Here is a 15,832-nt window from a genome sequence, read left to right as displayed (position 1 = left end):
CTTCGCCCAAGCTTTCCAAAAAATCTTGGTTGGGGAAACCCTTTGGGAGGTTGGATTTCATGACATTGAAGCACCTCACGGGGCTGCTTTGCGCGGCCGCGATGTCCCTTGCGTTCGCGGCCGGCGCGCGCGCCGAGGACAAGGTGGTCAAGGTCGGCGTGATCCTGCCGATGTCCGGCGGCACCGCCTCGATCGGCGCGCACGCCAAGGCGGCGCTCGAAGTCGCCATGGACATCATCAACAACGCACATCCCGAGCTCGGCGCTTTGCCGCTGGCGAAGAACGCGGGCCTTGGCGGGCTCGGCGGCGCCAAGGTCGAGGCGGTCTTCGCCGACAACCAGGGCAACCCGGCGACGGGGCAGAACCAGGCGCTGCGCCTGATCACGGAGGACAAGGTCGCCGCCGTGTTCGGTTCGTATCAGTCCGGCGTGACGCTGACATCGAGCGCGATCGCCGAAAAATACGGCATTCCCTTCCTGAATTCGGAATCGGTCGCCGCCAATCTCACCGAGCGCGGCTTCAAATGGTTCTTCCGCACCACGCCGATCGCGACGGACTTCGCCAGGATCTACGTCGATTTCCTCGCCGACATGAAGGCGACCGGCGCCAAGACCGACGCGATCGCGCTGGTCCACGACAACACCGAATACGGCACCTCGGTCGCCAACACGATCAGCACCGCCTTCAAGGAGAAGGGACAGCCGGTCGCGCTCGACGTCGCCTATCCCGTCAACGCGACCGATTTGCAGGGCCAGGTGCTTCAGCTCAAGGACAAGAAGCCCGACGTGATCATCATGATCAGCTACACGTCGGATGCGATCCTGTTCGCCAAGACCATGCAGTCGCTCGACTACAAGCCGGCGATCCTGCTCGCCGACGATGCCGGCTATTCCGACCCGTCCTTCATCAAGGCGGTCGGCAAGATCTCGCAAGGCGTGTTCAATCGCTCGTCCTGGGTCGTCGGACCGCCGGGCTCGGTGTCGGCCGTCATCGCCGACATGTACAAGAAGAAGAGCGGCGAGGAGATGGACGACACGGTTGCCCGCCAGATGCAGGGCTTCTTCGTGCTGGCCGATGCCATCGACCGCGCCGGCTCGACCGAACCGGCCAAAGTCCAGGCCGCTCTGAAGGCGACGGACCTCAAGGCCGACCAGCTCATGATCGGCTACAAGGGCGTGAAGTTCGATGACAAGGGCCAGAACGTGCTGGCGTCCGGCGCCATCATCCAGCTTCAGGACGGCGAGAACTACGTCTCGGTATGGCCGAAGGCGAATGCCGAAAAGCCGCCGGTGCTGCCCTACAAGGGCTGGTAAGATTTTTGAAAGGCGGGGCCGCGCGCCCCGTCTGTCCCCAAGTGATTTGATCAGAGCAACGCGGCTGATGTCCTTTGTCCTCGTGCAGGTGATTGTCGGCGGGCTTCTGCTTGGCGCCGTCTACGCCCTGTTTTCCTCCGGCCTCACGCTGGTGTGGGGCATGATGAACATCGTCAATTTCGCGCATGGCGACTTCGTCATGCTCGGCATGTATGTCGCCTATGTCGTCTACACTCTGATGGGAGGCGGGCCGATGCTCGGCGCGCCGCTGGCGACACTGGTGCTCGCAACCGTCGGCGTGGTCGTCTATTTCGCGCTGATCCGCGACATCATGAAGGGACCGATGCTGGCGCAGATCCTCGGCACCTTTGGGCTCGCGCTCCTGCTCCGTTATTCCGTGTTCTGGTGGTTCGGCGCCAACTTTCTGTCGCTGCCGCAGGATATCGTCGGAGGCACCTTTGCGTTTGCGGGCCTGCGGATCGAGGCCTCGCGGCTGCTGGCCGGCGTGGTCGCGCTGCTGGTGACGCTCGGCCTGCATCTGCTCCTGACGCGCACCTCGCTCGGCTCGAAAATGCTGGCGGTGGCGGAGGATCAGACTGCGGCGCAGTTGATGGGGATCAGGCCCGACACCATGCAGGCGATCGCCTGGGCGATCGCGGCGGGCGCCACCGGGCTTGCCGGCGCGCTGATCGCGAATTTCTTCTACATAGTGCCGACGGTCGGCGAGACGCTCAGCATCGTCGCCTTCGTCACGGTCTCGCTCGGCGGTTTTGGCAGCGTGCCCGGTGCGCTCGTTGCGGGTCTTCTGATCGGCGTTATCGAATCGCTTTCAGGCTATCTGATCGGCGCGGTCTACAAGGATATCGTCGTCTATGTGCTGTTCCTGCTCTTCCTCTGGTTCAGGCCACAAGGCTTGATGGGCAAGACTTGATGGGCAAGACCTGATGGGGAAGACCTGATGCGGCGCCTGATCTGGCTCTCGGTCGTCGTTGCCGTTGCGATCGCCTATCCGTTGCTGTTGTCCTCGCCGTTCCAGCAGCGCCTTGGCGCGCTGGTGCTGCTCTATGCGATCGCTGCGTCGGCCTGGAATATCGTCGGCGGCTATGCCGGCCAAGTCTCGGTCGGCCATGTCGTGTTCTTCGGCTGCGGTGCCTATGCCGCGATGGGCTCCTACGCCAAGTTTGGGCTGTCGCCTCTGCTCGGGATTCCAGCGGCATTGTCATCGCGGTCGCGCTTGCCGCGATCATCGGCGTGCCGACGCTGCGACTGTCGGGCCATTATTTCAGCATGGCGACGATCGCAGTCGCCGAGACGATGCGGTTGATCGTGACCAACACCGACTGGCTGGGTGCGGCGGTCGGCCTCTCGGGCCCGACCGTACCGCGCAACATCTTCGATCTCTCGTTCCTGTCGTCGCTGCCGTACTATTATCTCTTCCTCGTCATCCTCGCGATCACGCTGTTCATCACCTGGTGGATGACCAACAGCCGCATGGGCTTTTACCTGCGCGCGATCAAGGATTCCGAGCGCGCCGCGCGCTCGCTCGGCGCACCCGCGAGCCGCACCAAGCTTTACGCCTACATGCTGAGTGCTGCGTTCACCAGCGTCGCCGGTGCGCTCTATGCGATGATGTTCGGCTTTGTCGATCCCGAGTCAGGCCTCGGCATCCTGATCTCGGTGAAAATCCTGATCATGGCGGCGCTCGGCGGGGCAGGGCTGCTGTTCGGGCCATTGGTAGGCGCGGCGATCCTGGTGCCGCTGGAAGAGATTTCCAACAGCTGGCTCGGCGGCAAGGGCGCTGGCCTCACCTTCGTGCTCTATGGCGCGATCATCGTGCTGATCGCGCGCTTCCAGCCCGGCGGCTTGCTCAGCCTGTTCACGCCACGTCGGAAGCCAACATCCGACACGGGAGCAAGCCATGCTCCTTGAGGCGCGCGGGATCACAAAAGCGTTCGGCAGCTTCAAAGCGGTGGACGACGCCTCCGTGACGCTGGAGCAGGGCGACATTCTCGGCCTGATCGGCCCGAACGGCGCGGGCAAATCCACCTTCTTCAATTGCCTGACCGGCGATCTCAAGACCACCTCCGGCCGCGTGCTGTTCGAGGGACGCGATATCACCGATGTCACGCCGGAGCTGCGCGCCGGGCTCGGGCTTGCACGCACCTTCCAGGTGCCGCAGACGTTCGAGGGCATGACGGTGCTGGAAAACGTCATGATCGGTGCGTTCCTGCGCACCGCGCATCGCAAAGAGGCCGAGACCAAGGCGCGCGCCGTGCTGGAGCGCGTCGGCATGAGCCGGCTTGCGGATGCACCGGCGCGTTCGCTCGGCACACCCGGCCGAAAGCGTCTGGAGATCGCTCGCGCGCTCGCGACCGAGCCAAAACTGTTGCTGCTCGATGAGGCCATGGCCGGCCTCAACGCCCATGAGGTGAGGCTCGCGATCGATCTCGTCCGCGACATCCACCGTTCCGGCATCACGCTCGTCATCGTCGAGCACATCATGGAGGTGATCATGTCGCTCGCGAGCCGGGTCATGGTGTTTCACCAGGGCAAGGAGATCGCCAGCGGTAGCCCACGCGAGGTCACCTCGAACCCCGCTGTGATCGAAGCCTATCTCGGCAAGCGCGCGGCCAAGGCCGCCGCCGGCCACACGCCGGTCGAGCTCATGGGCGGGGCGGACCTATGAGCGGACCGTTGCTCAGGATCGAGCGTCTCGAGGTGCGCTATGGCGACTTGATTGGTGTCTCCGACGTCTCGCTGGAGGTGCCCGAGGGCAGCGTCGTCGCGCTGCTCGGCTCCAACGGCGGCGGCAAGACCACGACGCTGAATGCGATCGCCGGCCTCATCCCAGTACATTCAGGAACGATCGCCTTTCGCGGCGAAGAGATTGCCGGCCAGAGGGCCTTTGCGATCGTACGCAAGGGGCTGGCGTTGTCGCCGGAGGGCTGGCGGCTGTTCGTGCAGCAGAGTGTCGAGAATAACCTCATGCTCGGCGCGACGCCGCTGCACGACAAATTGCGCCAAGCCACGCTGCTCGAGCGCGTCTACGAGATCTTCCCGCGGCTGAAAGAACGCCGCAACCAGCGCGCCGGCACGATGTCCGGCGGGGAGCGGCAGATGCTTGCAGTCGGCCGCGCGCTGATGAGCGATCCGAAGCTGTTGATGCTGGACGAGCCCTCGCTCGGCCTCGCGCCGGCGGTGGTCGAGTCCATGTACGAAACCTTTGGTCGCCTGCATCGCGAAGGTCTGACCATCCTGCTCGCAGAGCAGTCGATCGAGCTCGCGTTGGAGGTCTCGGACTTCGCGACCGTGCTCCAGGTCGGCAAGAGCGTGCTGTCCGGCACAGCGGCTGCGCTCGCGGAGGATCCGCAGGTGCAGAAAGCTTATTTAGGCGTAGACTGACCGCGCGCGGCAGTAACGGGCAGGCGCCCGTTACTTGATCTTGTCGTAGGCCGTCGCAAAATCGCCGAGCGGCATCGGGATCGCGATGGTCTCCTTGGCCATGTTCTGGAAGGAGACCTTCAATTGCTTGCCCGACTTCAGACTCGCAAGCAGGTCCGGCGCGATCGGCGTCGAGGCGTAGCAGCCGCGGTTCTCGCAGGTCTGGATCTGGAGATCGACCGTCTTGCCTTCGTCGACCTGAAGCTTGGCGCCGACCGGCAAATTGAGGCCGAGCGGAAGCTGAAGCAGGGCGACCGGCGTGCGGGTGTCGGGAGCGATGCGGATGTTGATCAGCACAATGGTCTGACCGGTCTTGGTCAGGACGGCGTTCTGCTCGATCGCGCATTCGAGCGGCGCGTCGCGGCTCGCGCTGGTGCAGCGCGCGATCCAGCCGGGTTGCGCCGGAGCGGCCTCGGCTTGCGGCTGGGTCGGCGCGGGCTGTGCTGCCGCGGCTGGGGGGCTGCGTTCTTCTTGGCGCCCTGCTGGGCATAGGTGACAGCGGTCGACAACAGGATAGCGGCGGCGGCGAGGGCAACAAGTCTGGATTGCATGAGCATGGCGAAACCGCGTTGGCGTGAACCGAGGGCCTCGCTGTAGCGTCGCGGAAGCCGCGACGCAAGATTACTCGGCGGCCTCCTTCACGGTCCCGTGCCCTGACGTTTCGTGCCCCTCGTCCTCGGCCGAACGGCTCTTGAACAGGTTCGAGAACTTGTCGAGGTAGAGATAGACAACCGGCGTGGTGAACAGCGTCAACGCCTGGCTGACGATCAGGCCGCCGACCATCGCGTAGCCGAGCGGCTGGCGGATCTCGGCGCCGGTGCCGTGGCCGAGCATCAGCGGCACGCCGCCGAGAAGTGCTGCCATCGTGGTCATCATGATCGGACGGAAGCGCAGCAGCGCGGCCTGGCGGATCGATTCCTCCGGCGTCTTCCCGTCGCGTTCGGCGGCGATGGCGAAGTCGACCATCATGATGCCGTTCTTCTTCACAATGCCGATCAGCAGGATGACGCCGATCAGCGCGATCAGGCTGAACTCGAACCCGGCCGCCATCAGGATCGCGAGCGCGCCGACGCCGGCCGAGGGCAGGGTCGAGAGAATCGTGATGGGATGGATGTAGCTCTCATAGAGGATGCCGAGGATCAGATAGACCACGACCAGCGCCGCGAGGATCAGAAGCGGCACGGTGCCGAGCGACTGCTGGAAGGCCTGCGCGGTACCCTGGAAGCTCGAGTTCAGCGTCGCCGGCGCGCCGAGATCGGTCATCGCCTTCTGCACGGCCTCGGTGGCCTGGCCGAGCGCGACACCTTGCGCGAGGTTGAAGCTGATCGTGATCGCCGGGAACTGGCCCTGATGGCTGATCGAGAGCGACCGGACTGGATCGGTGGACCACGTCGCAAAGGTCGACAGCGGCACCTGATCGCCGGTCAGCGGCGATTTCAGATAGAGCTTGTTCAGCGAATCGAGGTTGCCCTGCATCTCCGGCAGGATTTCCAGGATCACGTGATAGCTGTTGAGCTGCGTGAAGTACTGCGCGACCTGGCGCTGGCCGAAGGCGTCGTAGAGCGTGTCGTCGATCAGTTGCGGCTGGATGCCGTAGCGCGAGGCGGTGTCGCGGTTGATCTTGAGCTGGACCGTGGTGCCCTGGGTCTGCTGGTCGGTTGCGACGTCGCGCAACTCGGGCAGCGTCTGCATCTTCGCGAGAATCTTGGGCGCCCACGAATTGAGCTCGCCGAGATCGGCGTCCTGCAGGGTGAACTCGAACTGCGTGCGGGTCGGGCGGCCGCCGAGGCGGACGTCCTGGGCCGCCTGCATATAAAGGCGGGCGCCGGCGACCTTCTCGAGCTTGGGACGCAGCCGCGCGATGATCTGCTGCGCGGACGCCTCGCGTTCGTTGCGCGGCTTCAGGGTGATGAACATGTTGCCGTTGTTGCCGGCGCGGCCGCTGCCGCCGATGTTCATCGCCGACGAGGCGACGTCGGGATCTTCCAGCACGATCTTGCCGAGCTCGACCTGCCGGCGCTGCATCTCCGCGAACGAAATGTCCTGCGAGGCTTCCGAGGTCGCGGTGATCAGGCCGACGTCCTGCTGCGGGAAGAAGCCCTTCGGGATCAGGATGAACAGATAGACCGACAAAGCGAGCGTGGCGAAGAAGATCGTGAGCGTGGTGCGCCGCCAGGCAAGGGCGTGGTCGAGCCCATATTCGTAGCCGCGCAGCATCGCGTCGAAGGCGCGTTCGCTCCACTGGTAGAACTTGCCATGGGTCACCTCGCCATGGGCGCGCAGGAAGCGCGACGCCATCATCGGCGTCAGCGTCAGCGACACGAACATCGAGACGAAGATCGTCATCGCCAGCACGACCGCGAATTCGCGGAACAGGCGCCCGATGATTCCGCCCATCAAGAGGAGCGGGATCAGCACCGCGACCAGCGAGATACTGATCGACACGATGGTGAAGCCGATTTCCTTGGACCCTTTGAAGGCGGCCGCCAGCGGCTTTTCGCCCTCCTCGATGTAGCGCGTGATATTTTCGAGCATCACGATGGCGTCGTCGACGACGAATCCGACCGCGATGGTGAGGGCCATCAGCGACAGATTGTCGAGCGAATAGCCGAACACCCACATCAGCGCGCAGGCGCCAAGCAGCGCCAGCGGAACCGTGATGGTGGGAATCACCGTCGCCCAGAAGCTGCGCAGGAAGACGAAGATGACCATGACCACCAGCGCAATGGTCAGAAGCAGTGTGAACTGCACGTCCTCGACCGCGGCGCGGATGGTGGTGGTACGGTCGCTGATGACCTCGATCTTGACCGCGGGCGGGATCGCCGCGACGAGGCGGGGCAAGGTCGCCTTGATGCGGTCGACGGTCTCGATGACGTTGGCGCCCGGCTGCTTGAATACCACCAGGAATACGCCGCGCTTGCCGTTGGCCCAGGCTGCCTGCTTGGCGTCCTCGGGACCTGTGACGGCCTGGCCGATGTCCTTGATGCGCAACGGGCCGCCGTTGCGGTAGGCGATAATGACGTCGTTCCAGTCCTTGGCCTGCAACAATTGGTCATTGGCGTAGATCGTGTAGGCGCGCTTGTCACCGTCGATATTGCCCTTGGGGCTATCGACCGTGGTGATGCCGATCGCGGTGCGCACGTCCTCCAGCGACAGGCCCTTGGCCACGAGTTTCGCCGGGTCGATCTGGACGCGGACCGAGGGTTTCTGCTGGCCGCCGATGAACACCTGCGCCACGCCGGAGATCTGGCTGATCTGCTGGGCGAGCTGGGCGTCAATCGAATCGCTGACAGTGGTCAGCGGCAGCGTATCCGACGTCGCCGACAGCAGCAGAATCGGCGAGTCCGCCGGGTTCACCTTGCGATAGGTCGGTGGCGAGGGCAGGTTCTTCGGCAGCTGGCCGCTGGCGGCGTTGATGGCGCCCTGCACGTCGTTGGCGGCGCCGTCGATGCTGCGGTTAAGGTCGAACTGGATGGTGATCGATGCCGTGCCCAGATAGCTCGTGGAGGTCATCTGCGCGATGCCGGGAATCTGGGCGAATTGGCGCTCCAGCGGCTGCGCGACAGAGGAGGCCATCGTCTCCGGGCTGCCGCCCGGCAGGTTGGCCGTGATCTGGATGGTCGGGAAGTCCACCTGCGGCACCGGCGGGCGACCGGCAGCAGGGGATAGGCGACGAGACCGACAAACAGAATGCCGGCCATCAGCAGCGATGTGCCGATGGGATAACGGATGAAAGGTGCCGAAATCCCGCCTTCGGTCATTCCTGCTGAACCTTGCTTTTCTGAACCGGATCCGAACTCGCCACGGCCGTCGAAACCAGACTTCCGGGCTGCACCTTGTACTGACCGCCGGTGATGACTTGTTGGCCGGGGCTCAATCCTTCCTCGACGACCGAACGTCCGTCGATGGAGTAGTTGACCTTGATCTTGCGCACCTCGGCCTTGTTGTCCTGGCCGACGGTATAGGCGTAGAGGCCGTTGGTCGAATGCAGCACCGCGTCATCGGGGACGATGGTCGCGTCCTTCAGGGTCCGCACCAGCAGGCGGGTCGACACCGATTGTCCCGGCCACAGCGTGTGTTCCTTGTTCGCGAACACCGCCTTGAGCCGAATAGTCCCGCTGGTCGTATCGACCTGGTTGTTGATGACGGCGAGCTTGCCCTCGGCCAGCGTCTTCTTGCCGTCGGTGGTGAACGCAATCACCTTGAGCTCGCCGGACTTCTGGCCCTCGCTGATATAGGGCAGCTGGTCTTCCGGCGCGGTGAAGATCACCGTGATCGGCTCCACCTGGGCGATGGTGACCATTCCGGTCTGGGTCGATGCGTTGACGATGTTGCCGACATCGACCTGGCGCAGGCCGGCGACGCCGGTGATCGGCGACTTGACCTGGGTGTAGTCGAGCTGGGTCTGGGCGTTGGCGATTGCGGCTTCGTCGGCGGCGATCTGTGCGGTGAGCTGGGCAACGGTGGAGCGTTGCGTATCGGTCTGCTGTCGCGTCGCGAATTCACCGAGCTTGGTGTAGCGCTGAAGATCGAGATTGGCGTTGGCGAGATTGGCCTCGTCCTGTGCCTTCTTCGCCTTGGCCTGATCGAGGGCGGCCTGGAACGGGCGCGGATCGATCTCGACCAGGAGATCGCCTTGCTTGACCATTTGGCCCTCGGTGAAGGCGATCTTGTCGATCTGGCCGTCCACCCGGGTCCGGACTTGTACGGTGTTGAAGCCCTGCACTGTGCCGAGGCCGGTGAGGTAGACCGGGAAGTCGGCCTTCTGAACCGGCGCAACGCTGACGGGCACGGCGGGCGCCCGCGGGGAGCTTTTCTGCGCGGTCTGGGCTTTCCCGGCCCCGGATGTCGAGAATCGCTGCCAGCCGTAATAGCCGCCCCCGGCCACGGCTGCGATGATGACAATCCACAGGATCGGCCGTGACTTTTTCATATTTATTCGTGTCGGCTTGTGTGCCCAAAGGAACGAAATGCGATGCCAGCAAGCGGGTTCCCGGCGGTGTTGTATAATACACGCCAAGTTCCAGTGTAAACAGCACTATCGGTTGAGAATCCTAAACAATTGAAAGCTTTGCACCCCGTAGGCAAACGGTGGCGCTGCGCTGTGCAGCGCTGCATTTCCTGCCGCAAACCAACAAAGTGCAAAAGTCAGGCAGTGCTCGCGGACCGCGTGAACTTCGAGCCATGCGCGTGGCGTCGCACGCGGTCGGAGACATATTGGGTGTTTCGGATTGATCGCGGTTAGGACGGTTCTAAACGCATCGCGTGCCGTTTCGGTTGTCAGGAAATTCAGCGTCGTTCATATCGGCCCGCTACGACGGGAGCAAATGATGGACGAGTTGAACGGCAAGCTGATCGCGTGTCAGATTCTGATCACGGGCTTGATCGCGCGCGTCGCCAACGAGCAGCGCGATCCCCTGCGCTTCCTTACCGACTTCCGCGACGAGATCAAAGCCGTCGTCAACGGCATCAACATCGCGGGCATGGACAACAGCGACCGCGTACGCGCGACCGCGCAACGCACCATCGACGAACTGTTCTCGCTGATGAAGCCGCCGAGCAGCGATTGACGGCTGCGCGAGATAATGCGCGAAGGCAAGCGCGGCTGCGCCTGACTGCATCAATGTGTCGCGCGGCATTTCGGTTATTTCAGCTTCGCAATTTTAGAATCGATTTGAACTGGAGCAATTCAAGTGGTCGCGCGCGCTCCTCGCATTGACCTGATTTTTTCCGATCGATAGCACCGCCTCATCGTTCGTCGCGCATGTTGCGGATCGACGAATCTGAATTGGGGTGCGTTGGAATGGGGCTGGCGATGGCTCCGCGATCGTTGCGTGCGATGGCGGCAAGAAATTCATTTGAACTCGACGGCAATTCCGGCAAGGCGGTGTCGGCCGTGGCCGGCCTGATGGCGGTGGCGTCGGTGTCGAGCGGCGCGCAGGCGCAGCAGTCGAGCCTGCCGCCGGTGAACGTGGACGCGCCGGTTGAGCGCCAGCGTCCGGCGGCCTCGAAGCCGACGCCAGAGCAGGTCCGTGCGCGCAACGCGCTTCGTCGCGCCGCCATGCGCCAGCAGGCGCAGCAGCAGGCGCCGCCGCCGCACCAGCGCCAGCCGGCGCCGTCGATCGCAATCCCTATGCCGATCCGGCCGCGCCCTACAAGGTCGACCACGTCCAGGCCTCCGGCAAGTTTCCCGAGCCGATGCTGAACACGCCGAAGACGATCACGGTGCTCAGCAAGGAGGTGCTCGAGGACAAGAACGCGACGACGCTGAAGGAGATCGGGCGCTCGACCGCCGGTGTGACGCTGGGGTCGGGCGAGGGCGGCAACGCCTTCGGCGACCGCTTCTTCATCCGCGGCTTCGATGCGCGCAACGACGTCTTCATCGACGGCATCCGCGATCCCGCCGTATCGATCCGCGAGAACTTCTTCACCGAGCAGATCGAGATTTTGCGCGGACCGGCTTCGTCCTATGCCGGCCGCGGCACCGCCGGCGGCGCCATCAACATCGTCACCAAGCAGGCCGGCGACGTCAATTTCAAGCGGATGGATACCGAGTTCGGGACCGACAGGACCAAGCGCGTCACGCTTGACGTCAACCAGGTCGTCGATCCCTCGTTCGCGGTGCGCACCGGCGGCATGTTCCAGGATGCCAATGTCGCCGGCCGCAACTACGTGACCGACGATCGCTGGGGCACCTTCCTGTCGACCAGGTACACCCCGACCACCGACATCAAGATCACGACGAACTACGTCCACACCGATCTCAGCGGGCTGCCCGATTTCGGCGTGCCCTATTACAAGCAGGGCAACGTGCCGGTGACGTCGGCCGGCATTCCGCGCGGAAGCTGGTACGGCTTTCTCAATCGCGACTTCCAGGCCGCGCGGCAGGATTTCGGCACTGCGACCGCGGAGTACAAGGTCAATGAGGCCATTACGCTCAGCAGCAAGGTGCGCGGCGAGCATTCGCTGCTCAACTATATCGGCACATTGCCGCAGAACCCGGTGACGACCAACATCAATCCGCTGCTCTGGACCACCACGGCGAGTGCGCAGAGCCGCTACCAGACCGTAGACGTGTGGGCCAACCAGAACGAGGCCACGTTCAAACTCGACACCGGCGCGGTCAAGCACACGGCGGTGTTCGGCGTCGAATACGCCAACGAGAACATCTCGATCGACCGTTATTCGGGCCTGGCATCGGAGCTGGCCGGCTCGGGCTTCACGAGCAACGGGGCTCTCTCGGGGATCAATCTCTACTCGCCGCAGTCCACTTATGTCGGTGGCTTCGGTACACCGTCGTTGACTGGCAATCCGACGCGCTATGGTGTCAACACCAGCAGCGTCTACGTCATGGACACCGCGAACTGGCAGGATACCGTCATCGTCAATGGCGGCATCCGCTATGACGGCTACAACATGAGTTCGTCATCCAACGCGGCCTATCTGAAAATGAACTCCGATCTGGTCAACTACAACGTCGGCCTGGTCTACAAGCCGATGTCGATCGGCAGCATCTACGCGGCCTATGCGACCTCGGCCAATCCGTTCGGATCGGAGCTTGACGCAACCGGCACCGATTACGGCGGCGTTCCCGCCAACACGACCGTTCTGCTCGGGCCCGAGCGCAACAAGGCGGCCGAACTCGGGACCAAATGGGAGCTCGCCGATCGTCATCTGCTGGTCAGCGCGGCGCTGTTCCAGACCACGAAGGACAACGCACGCGACACCAACGCCGCAGGCATTCTCACCTCGGGCGCAGCCTACCGCATCCAGGGCGTCGACATCGAGGCCGAGGGCAAGATCACCGATCGCTGGAGCATCTTCGGCGGCCTGGTGCTGATGCAATCGAAGGTCACGCAGAGCAACATCGCTTCCAATCTCGGCCTGCAGCTTGCCAACGTCGCGCACCAGTCGTTCAGCATGCTGACCAAGTACAAGTTCGACGGCGACTGGGAAGTCGGCGGGCAGGCGGTGTACCGCTCCAAAGTCTATGGCGGCACGTTCGCGGCCAACACCGGCAACGAGCTGCCGAGCTACTGGCGCTTTGACGCGTTCGTGGAGAAGAAGATCGACAAAAACTGGACCATGAAGCTCTACGCGCAGAACCTCACCAACAAGCTCTACTACGACACGCTCTATCGCAGCGCCGTGCCGTTCGTCGCGGTCGCGCCGGGGCGGGCGTTCTATCTGATCACGACGGCCAAGTTCTGATGAAGTCCTGATTGCGCCGATTCAAACGCGGGATGCCCGCTACGGCAGGTATCTCTTCCGCCACCGATTGCGATGCGCAACAGCCGGCATCGCAAGGGCATATACCGGCTCCAGTTTAGAACGCTTACAAATTCGAAATTAGAACCGTTCAAGCTCGAGTTTAGAATCGTTTTGATCTGGATGGATTCAAAGTTGCTGCTGCCGTGACTTCGTTGACCCCCTTTGCCCCGCTCGTTACCACCAGTGTGTCGCATTGTCGCAATGCGACACACTGCAGAAATGGAATGGGGCGTCGGATGGGTATGGCGAAGACTCCGCGGTCGTTGCGTTCGGCCGCGGTTCGGAAATCATTCGGCAGCAATCTCGACGGCGCGACCGGCAAGACCGTGTCTGCCGTCGCGAGTCTGATGGCTGTCGCCTCCGCCTCGGGCGTAGCGCAGGCCCAGCAAACAAATCTGCCGCCCGTGAACGTCGACGCACCGAAAGAGCGGCCGCGCTCTACGGCCGCGAAACCGACGCCAGACCAGGTCCGCGCCCGCAACGCGTTGCGCCGTGCCGCACAGCGTCAGCAGGCCGCAACGGCGCCCGTCGTCGATGCGGCCGGTCCTGCGCCTGATCGCGATCCCTATGCGGATCCCGCCGCGCCATACAAGGTCGACCATGTCCAGGCTGGCGGCAAATTTCCGGAGAAGCTGGTCGACACGCCGAAGTCGATCACGGTACTGAGCAAGGAAGTGCTGGAGGACAAGAACGCCACAACGCTGAAGCAGGCTATCCTCAGCACGGCCGGCGTGACGCTGGGTACCGGTGAGGGCGGCAACGCGTTCGGCGACCGCTTCTTCATCCGCGGCTTCGACGCGCGCAACGACATCTTCATCGACGGTGTCCGTGATTCCGGCGTCAGTGCCCGCGAAAACTTCTTTACTGAGCAGGTCGAGATACTGCGCGGTCCCGGCTCTTCCTTCGCCGGCCGCGGCACCGCCGGCGGCGCGATCAACATCGTCACCAAGCAGGCGACAACGGAGAAGAGCTTCTACAACATGGACACCACGTTTGGCACCGATAAGACCAAGCGCGTGGTGCTCGACGTCAACCAGGTGATCAATCCAACCTGGGCGGTGCGTGCAGGCGGTCTTTTCCAGGACGCCGGCGTTGCCGGGCGAGACTATATCAAGGACAACCGCGATGGCGCCTTCGTCGCGACGACGTGGACGCCAGTTGATGCCGTCAAGATCACCGCCAACTACATCCACACCGAGCTGACGGGCATCCCCGATTTCGGAGTACCATATTATCGGCCCAGCACTGCGACCACCGCTGGCGGTCCATTCCCGGACTTCGGCTCCAACCGCAACAATTTCTATGGCTTCGTCAATCGCGACTTCTATCGGACCGGTCAGGACATCGGCTCGCTCAATGCCGAAGTGCAGATCGCTCCGGACCTGCTCCTGACCAACAGGATCAGGGACTCGCACTCTACCCAGAACTACCTCGGCACGCTGCCGGAATCGCCACTGCTGGCCGATCCGCTCTCGGCCTCGACGCTCACCGCCAACCCGCAGAGCCGCTACCAGGCGACCGACGTGTTCGCCAACCAATCGGAGCTGACCTACAAGTTCAATGACGGCGTCGGCTTCAAGCACACGCTGCTTGGCGGCGTCGAGTATGACCGGGAGCGATCGTCGATCGACAAATACACCGGATTTAACTCCGAGTTGACGACCGGTCCGATCTTTACATCCGGCGGATCGACCTCCGGTGTCAGCGTATTCTACCCGCAATACGCGAACAGTATCGTCCCAATACCGGGGGCTTACCGGACTGCCGACCAAGGTCTCAGTCGATACCAAGAGTGTCTATGTACTTGATTCGGCCAACTATAACGATTTGCTGATTCTTAATGGCGGCATACGTTATGACGATTACAACATCAAGGTGAGTGGATACGGCACGGTCAACGGTGTCGCCAACGTCTTCGGCCAGCAGCAGCAAGACTCTGGAATGCCGAACTTCAACCTCGGCCTCACGCTGAAGCCGTTACCGAATGGAAGTGTGTATGTCGCCTATGCTACTTCATCCAATCCGGTCGGCGCGGAGTTTGACGGGACAAGCATTCAATACGGCGGTCTCGCGCCTGTCCTCAACGGCAACTCGCCGCAAATCTTCGGCCCAGAGAAGAACACGGCGATCGAACTGGGCACCAAATGGGAACTATTCAACAGACATTTGTTGCTGACAGCCGCGCTGTTCCAAACTGAAAAAGGAAAACGCGCGAGAGTCGCGTAACATCACGGCGGCTACAGCAACCGCTGCGTGTCCCTATCCTGCCGGTACAACGGGCACCGTTTCGTGTCTCAGTGCGGGTGCTGCTTACCGGATTCGTGGTGTCGACCTCGGCGTTGGCGGAAAGATCACCGACAAGTGGAGTATCCAGGGTGGTCTCGTGTTGATGGAATCGGAAGTGACGAAGTCGCTGGTGCCGTCGGCCAATACGGCTCTGTACGCGACCAACGTCGGTTTGCCGCTTGCGAACGTGGCTCATCAGTCCTTCAGCTTGCTGACCAAATATCAATTGACTGATGTTTGGGAGTTGGGCGGCCAGGCCGTCTATCGCTCGAAGATTTATGGCGGCACGTTCCTCGCGGCCAACCAGGGCACGTCGATCCCGAGCTACTGGCGGTTCGATGCCTTCGCCGAAGCCAAGATCAACAAGAACTGGCAGGTGAAGCTGTTCGTCAACAACATCTTCGACAAACGCTATTACGATGCGCTGTACCAGAGCGCTGCGCCCTTTGTGCTGGAAGCACCGGGACGCGCCGCCTATCTGGTGATCTCGGCGCGCTACTGATGGAGTCATAACGAGGTGC

At 62.8% G+C, this 15,832-nt stretch carries 8 protein-coding genes and 4 pseudogenes; 9 read left to right on the top strand and 3 right to left on the bottom strand.

Annotated elements, in window-relative coordinates:
- The first annotated feature begins 59 nt into the window (after positions 1–59).
- The 6 genes from ACTGJ9_RS28230 (at position 60) to ACTGJ9_RS28205 (ending at position 4,715) form a co-directional block, all read left to right on the top strand.
- The gene (locus ACTGJ9_RS28230) at positions 60–1,313 is read left to right on the top strand and encodes an ABC transporter substrate-binding protein (protein ID WP_456673748.1); all 1,254 of its coding nucleotides are present in this window, start codon (positions 60–62) and stop codon (positions 1,311–1,313) included.
- A gap of 67 nt (positions 1,314–1,380) precedes the next feature.
- Positions 1,381–2,244, top strand: a complete 864-nt coding sequence (locus tag ACTGJ9_RS28225; RefSeq protein WP_456673747.1) for a branched-chain amino acid ABC transporter permease — start codon at positions 1,381–1,383, stop codon at positions 2,242–2,244.
- A gap of 27 nt (positions 2,245–2,271) precedes the next feature.
- Positions 2,272–2,637, top strand: coding sequence for a hypothetical protein (locus ACTGJ9_RS28220; protein ID WP_456673746.1), 366 nt, complete (start codon positions 2,272–2,274; stop codon positions 2,635–2,637).
- Complete coding sequence (locus ACTGJ9_RS28215) at positions 2,565–3,242, top strand: branched-chain amino acid ABC transporter permease (RefSeq protein ID WP_456673745.1); 678 nt, start codon at positions 2,565–2,567, stop codon at positions 3,240–3,242. Before ACTGJ9_RS28220 ends, ACTGJ9_RS28215 begins: the two co-directional genes overlap by 73 nt.
- Positions 3,232–3,999 carry an ABC transporter ATP-binding protein gene (locus ACTGJ9_RS28210; protein ID WP_456673744.1) on the top strand — a complete coding sequence of 256 codons (768 nt, stop codon included), beginning with the start codon at positions 3,232–3,234 and terminating at the stop codon, positions 3,997–3,999. The genes ACTGJ9_RS28215 and ACTGJ9_RS28210 overlap by 11 nt, the downstream gene beginning before the upstream one ends.
- Positions 3,996–4,715 (top strand): ABC transporter ATP-binding protein, encoded by a 720-nt coding sequence (locus ACTGJ9_RS28205; protein WP_456673743.1) that lies wholly within the window; start codon positions 3,996–3,998, stop codon positions 4,713–4,715. Before ACTGJ9_RS28210 ends, ACTGJ9_RS28205 begins: the two co-directional genes overlap by 4 nt.
- Positions 4,716–4,745: 30 nt before the next feature.
- Here the strand turns inward: ACTGJ9_RS28205 and ACTGJ9_RS28200 are convergent.
- The 3 genes and pseudogenes from ACTGJ9_RS28200 to ACTGJ9_RS28190 all read right to left on the bottom strand — a co-directional run bounded on the left by ACTGJ9_RS28200 (position 4,746) and on the right by ACTGJ9_RS28190 (position 9,687).
- Positions 4,746–5,311 (bottom strand): annotated as a pseudogene (locus ACTGJ9_RS28200) (invasion associated locus B family protein).
- 64 nt (positions 5,312–5,375) lie between these two features.
- A pseudogene (locus tag ACTGJ9_RS28195) lies at positions 5,376–8,515 on the bottom strand (efflux RND transporter permease subunit).
- The gene (locus ACTGJ9_RS28190) at positions 8,512–9,687 is read right to left on the bottom strand and encodes an efflux RND transporter periplasmic adaptor subunit (RefSeq protein ID WP_456673742.1); all 1,176 of its coding nucleotides are present in this window, start codon (positions 9,685–9,687) and stop codon (positions 8,512–8,514) included. Before ACTGJ9_RS28190 ends, ACTGJ9_RS28195 begins: the two are co-directional and overlap by 4 nt.
- A gap of 397 nt (positions 9,688–10,084) precedes the next feature.
- On the opposite strand from ACTGJ9_RS28190, the gene ACTGJ9_RS28185 reads away from it, so the two are divergent.
- The 3 genes and pseudogenes from ACTGJ9_RS28185 (at position 10,085) to ACTGJ9_RS28175 (ending at position 15,813) form a co-directional block, all read left to right on the top strand.
- Entirely contained in the window at positions 10,085–10,324 is a 240-nt protein-coding gene (locus ACTGJ9_RS28185; protein ID WP_456678651.1) for a hypothetical protein, read from the top strand.
- 233 nt (positions 10,325–10,557) lie between these two features.
- Positions 10,558–12,965: pseudogene (locus tag ACTGJ9_RS28180) on the top strand (TonB-dependent receptor).
- 296 nt (positions 12,966–13,261) lie between these two features.
- Positions 13,262–15,813: pseudogene (locus tag ACTGJ9_RS28175) on the top strand (TonB-dependent receptor).
- Positions 15,814–15,832 lie beyond the last annotated feature (19 nt).

The sequence above is a fragment of the Bradyrhizobium sp. RDM12 genome (genome assembly GCF_051917485.1).
Lineage (GTDB): Bacteria > Pseudomonadota > Alphaproteobacteria > Rhizobiales > Xanthobacteraceae > Bradyrhizobium.
This window is presented reverse-complemented; position numbering and strand designations above follow the sequence as displayed.

Coding starts and splice junctions, on each gene's coding strand:
- ACTGJ9_RS28230 (WP_456673748.1), top strand. CDS start 60: ATGACATTGAAGCACCTCACGGGGCTGCTTTGCGCGGCCGCGATGTCC.
- ACTGJ9_RS28225 (WP_456673747.1), top strand. CDS start 1,381: ATGTCCTTTGTCCTCGTGCAGGTGATTGTCGGCGGGCTTCTGCTTGGC.
- ACTGJ9_RS28220 (WP_456673746.1), top strand. CDS start 2,272: ATGCGGCGCCTGATCTGGCTCTCGGTCGTCGTTGCCGTTGCGATCGCC.
- ACTGJ9_RS28210 (WP_456673744.1), top strand. CDS start 3,232: ATGCTCCTTGAGGCGCGCGGGATCACAAAAGCGTTCGGCAGCTTCAAA.
- ACTGJ9_RS28205 (WP_456673743.1), top strand. CDS start 3,996: ATGAGCGGACCGTTGCTCAGGATCGAGCGTCTCGAGGTGCGCTATGGC.
- ACTGJ9_RS28190 (WP_456673742.1), bottom strand. CDS start 9,687: ATGAAAAAGTCACGGCCGATCCTGTGGATTGTCATCATCGCAGCCGTG.
- ACTGJ9_RS28185 (WP_456678651.1), top strand. CDS start 10,085: ATGGACGAGTTGAACGGCAAGCTGATCGCGTGTCAGATTCTGATCACG.